At 73.3% G+C, this 4,494-nt stretch carries 3 protein-coding genes; all 3 read left to right on the forward strand.

The window, feature by feature from the left end; genetic code table 11:
• A partial coding sequence (locus JFN87_RS32110) for a PucR family transcriptional regulator (RefSeq protein WP_209345887.1) occupies positions 1–373 on the forward strand: 373 nt, incomplete at its 5' end.
• Positions 374–456: 83 nt separating this feature from the next.
• A complete protein-coding gene (locus JFN87_RS32115) occupies positions 457–1,404 on the forward strand; it encodes a 2-hydroxyacid dehydrogenase (RefSeq protein ID WP_209345889.1) in 948 nt (315 codons plus the stop codon).
• A 248-nt stretch (positions 1,405–1,652) separates the two neighbouring features.
• Positions 1,653–4,494: putative bifunctional diguanylate cyclase/phosphodiesterase (locus JFN87_RS32120; protein ID WP_209345891.1), on the forward strand; the 2,842-nt coding region annotated here is incomplete at its 3' end.

Raw genomic sequence — 4,494 nt, forward strand, 5'->3', positions numbered from 1 at the left:
CGGGCTCGCCGAGCTTCCCGAGGCGTGGCACGAGGCGGTCGGCGCGGCACGCGCGGCACGGGCGAGGCCCGCGCTCGGCCCGGTCGCCCAGTGGGCGGACATCGGCGCGTACCGCCTGCTGACGCACCTGCCGCCCGGGCGCGACCCGGCGGTGGCGCCGCTGCTCGCGCCCGCGCACGCGGAGCTGGCGTCGACCGCGGAGAGCTACCTCGACCACGCGGGGCAGGCGGGACGTACGGCCGCGGCGCTCGGCATCCACCGCCAGACGCTCTACTACCGGCTCTCCCGCATCGAGCACCTCACCGGCCTCGACCTCGCGCGGGGAGAGGACCGCCTGCTGCTGCACATGGCGCTCAAGGCGGCACGGCTGTGACGGCCGGGGGCTGAGGGCCCGGTGGCGGTGGCGGTGGCGATGGGCCCCGCGTGCCGGACACGGCGTGGCATAGCCTCCTGACCATGAGCATCGACGCGCCAGAGGTATGGCTTCCTTACGGGACCGACGAGATCGAGGGACTGCCCGACACCCTCACCTACCACTTCTGGGACGGGGATCAGGACTTCCCCGCCGACCCGGCCGACTGCGCCTTCTACGCCGTCCCCTACATGAAGGGTGGCGAGGTCGCGGTCAGGCCGCTGTCCGCGATGCGGTCGGTGCGGGTCGTGCAGACGCTGTCCGCCGGCGTGGACCACGTCCTGCCCGGGCTCGGATCGCTCGCCCCGGGCGTGCTGCTGTGCAACGCGCGCGGGGTGCACGAGGCGAGCACGGCGGAGCTGGCGCTCGCCCTGACGCTCGCCTCGCTGCGTAACATCCCGGGGTTCGTGAAGGGGCAGGAGCGTGAGGAGTGGCTGCAGGGCTTCTACCCGGCGCTCGCCGACCGGTCGGTGCTGATCGTCGGCTACGGGGCCATAGGCGCGGCCATCGAGGACCGGCTCGCCGCCTTCGAGTGCGCGCGGGTGGTGCGCGTCGCGCGCTCGGCGCGCGAAACCGCGCGCGGTCACGTCCACGCGCTCTCCGATCTGCCCTCACTGCTGCCGGACGCCGACGTGGTCGTCCTCGCCACCCCGCTGACGGACGCGACCCGGGGTCTCGCGGGCGCCGACTTCTTCTCCCGGATGAAGCACGGCGCCCTGCTCGTCAACGTCGCCCGGGGGCCCGTCGTCGACACGAAGGCGCTGCTCGCGGAGGTGGAGAGCGGCAGGATCACCGCGGCGCTCGACGTCACGGACCCCGAGCCGCTGCCCGCGGGACACCCCCTGTGGCACGCCCCCGGCGTACTCGTCAGCCCCCATGTCGGAGGCTCCACTTCCGCCTTCGAGCCGCGCGCCAAAAGCCTCCTTGCGGCACAACTGACCCGGTTCGCCGGGGGTGAAAAGCTCCAGAACGTGGTAATGACCACTAAGTGAGCCCGTCACGGAGTGCCTCTCCGTGACCACTCTTCGCAGCTTTCAGGACCCGCGGTGCCGCAACACCCCAGCTCGTCACGGAGAGTAGAAGGACTATGTCCCTGAGTGACGACTCTGGTGTATCGTCCCGGTCCGGGGCTGCGTCGCGTGCGGGGCGGCGCGGGGAGCGATCAGTATCCGAGGGGGCGACGGGCGATGCACGGCCGGTGGACCGAAGTAGCGACAGTGAAGCGTCCCGGAGTGGACCGATGAGCGCCGAGGGGGTCTTCCTCGGCAGACGCCACGTGTCAGGCGCCGGCAACGCCGGTCTGGCCGGGCAGCTCCTGCTCGCCCTCGTCTGCGCCGCCTATGCGACGGGGGCCGCGATGGGCTGGGGATCCCAGGAACTGGCACTGATCATGGGCGACTTCGGCCTGAGCTTCGCGGCTCTCGTCGCCTCGGTCTCCTGCTTCCTCTACGCGCGCGGCCGGGAGCGCAGGTTCCGGCCGGCCTGGCTGCTGTTCTCCCTCTCGTCGTTCATGGCCGCCGGCGGCAACGGTGTCTGGGGGTGGTACGAGGTGGTGCTGCACGAGCCCGTGCCCAGCCCGTCGCTCGCGGACCTGTTCTTCCTCTGCTTCGCGCCCCCGGCCATCGTCGGCCTCCTCGTCCTCGCCAAACGCCCTGACAGCAAGGCCGGCTGGATCTGCCTCGGCCTCGACGCCTGGCTGATCGGCGGCTCGCTGCTGACGCTGTCCTGGAGCCTCGCGCTCGCCCACACCGCGCATGTGGACGGCCCGAGCGTCGCCCAGTCGGCGCTCGCCCTCGCCTATCCCCTGCTCGACATCGTGCTGGTCAGCATGGTCCTCGCGCTGCATTTCCGGCACACGGCGAGTCGCACGGCGGTGAACACCGCCATCAGCGCGCTGGCCCTGACCGTGCTGTGCGACGGCCTGTTCACGTCGCCGCTGCTGCGGGCCGGCTACCACTCGGGGCAGTTGCTCGACGCCGGCTGGTTCGCCGGCTCCCTGCTGCTGGCGTACGCGCCGTGGGGCGTGCGGCACATGCCGGAACCGGCGCCGCGTACGGCGCGCGGCAGGGCGCGCAGGCGGCGCGGGATCGCGAGCTCCCTCGCGGCGCTCGCGCCGTACCTCGCCGCGGCCGTGTGCACGCTCGGGATCCTGTACACGGCGGTCGAGGGGCACCAGGTGGACCGGGTCGTCATCCTCACGGGCTGCACGGTGGTGCTCGCCCTCGTCGTCCGGCAGGGCATCATGCTCGTCGACCATGTGGCGCTCACCCAGGAACTGGCCCAGAAGGAGAACCACTTCAGGTCGCTCGTCCAGGGGTCGAGCGACGTCATCATGATCGCCGCCCCGTCCGGTGTCCTGCGGTACGTGAGCCCGGCGGCGTCCGGCGTCTACGGCCGGGGCGCCGAGGAGCTGGAGGGCGAGGAGCTGGCCTCGCTGATCCACCCGGCCGACCTGGGCGGTGTCGTCCACGAGGTGCGCCGTTTCCTCGCCGCGCCGCCCGCGGCCGAGCCGAGCGCGCGCGTCGAGTACCGGTTCAGGTCCGGCAGCGGCGCATGGCTCAACGTGGAGTCGACGGTCAACCGCCACGAGGACGGGTTGATCTTCAACAGCAGGGACGTGACCGAGCGGGTACGTCTCCAGGAGCAGTTGCAGCACAACGCGGAGCACGACCCGCTCACCGACCTGCCCAACAGGGCACTGTTCACCCAGCGGGTGGGGCAGGCGCTGGCCGGGCGCCGCGCGGGCGACGCGGGCACAGCCGTCCTCTTCATCGACCTGGACGGGTTCAAGGGCGTCAACGACCGCCTCGGCCACCAGGTGGGTGACGAACTGCTGATCCGCGCGGCACGGCGCCTGCAGGCCTCCGTCCGCGCCGGCGACACCGTGGCGCGGCTCGGCGGCGACGAGTTCGCCGCCCTCGTCCTCACGGGCGACGGCGGGGTCGACGGTGTCGCACGCGAGGAGCTGGTCAAGGAGATCGCCGGCAGGCTGCGGCTGACGCTGTCGGAGCCGTACCGCATCGAGGGACAGGACGTGCGGGTCGCCGCCTCGATCGGGGTCGCCTTCGCGGAGAGCGGGACGAACCCCGCCGAGCTGATGCGCGACGCCGACCTCGCGATGTACAGCGCCAAGGCGGCGGGCAAGAACCGCGTCGAGCTGTACACGCCACGACCGCGGACGGACGCCGTGCGCGGCCCGGAGCCGGCGGGGCGGCCGCGTGCGGTGCCGCACGAGGGGGTGCTGCACGAGGGCGAGTTCACGCTCCTGCACCAGCCGGTGGTGAGCCTTGCCAGCGGCAGGGTCGCGGCCGTCACGACGCAGCCGCGCTGGCGCGCGCCGCAGGGCCTGCTGTTCACCCCGGCCGAGTTCCTGCGGATCGCCGACGCCCACGATCACGGCCAGGCGGCGGAGTTCGGCCGCCGGCTCCTCGACGACGCGGTGGAGAGGGCCGCGGAGCGCTCCCGCGTCACGGGTCTGCGCGCCCCGGTCGCGGTCCGGCTGCCCGCGAGGCGCCTGCTGGAGCGGCCGCCGCGCGGCGACAGCGTCGAGGCGCTGCTCGCGCGCCATCGCCTGCCCTCCGGGTCGCTGATGATCGAGCTGGCCGACGTGGACCACGGCGCGGATCTCGACGATCTCGAGCAGCGCCTGCGCTCCCTGCGGGGGCACGGCGTGCGGATCGCGCTGGACGCGTTCGGCAGCGGGTTCACGGCCATCCATGCCTTACGCAGGCTGCCCCTCGACGTGCTGAAGCTCGACCGGGGTCTCGTGGAGGGCATCGTGGAGTCCCCGCGGCTGCACAAGATCACCGCGGGGTTGCTGCGGATCGCGCGCGACCTCGGGATGCACTCCGTCGCGGACGGCGTGGACCGCCCGGAGCAGATCCCCGCGCTTCGGGCGCTGGGTTGCACCCACGGTCAGGGGGCCGCCTTCTCGGGGCCGCTCGACGAGTACCGGCTGCGGCACGCGCTGAGCCGGGGCGGGTATCCGGTGCCCGCGGGCGCCGGCGTGCCGGCCGCGCCCGGCGCCCCGCGTGCCGGTCCGGCGGGACGGCATGGGGGCCGCTGGCGGTCCCGGCACCGCC

The sequence above is a fragment of the Streptomyces montanisoli genome, from assembly GCF_017813245.1.
In the GTDB taxonomy this organism is placed as follows: Bacteria; Actinomycetota; Actinomycetes; order Streptomycetales; family Streptomycetaceae; genus Streptomyces; species Streptomyces montanisoli.

Excerpts from the sequence above, each read along its gene's own strand:
- JFN87_RS32115 (WP_209345889.1), top strand. The coding sequence starts at position 457 with ATGAGCATCGACGCGCCAGAGGTATGGCTTCCTTACGGGACCGACGAG.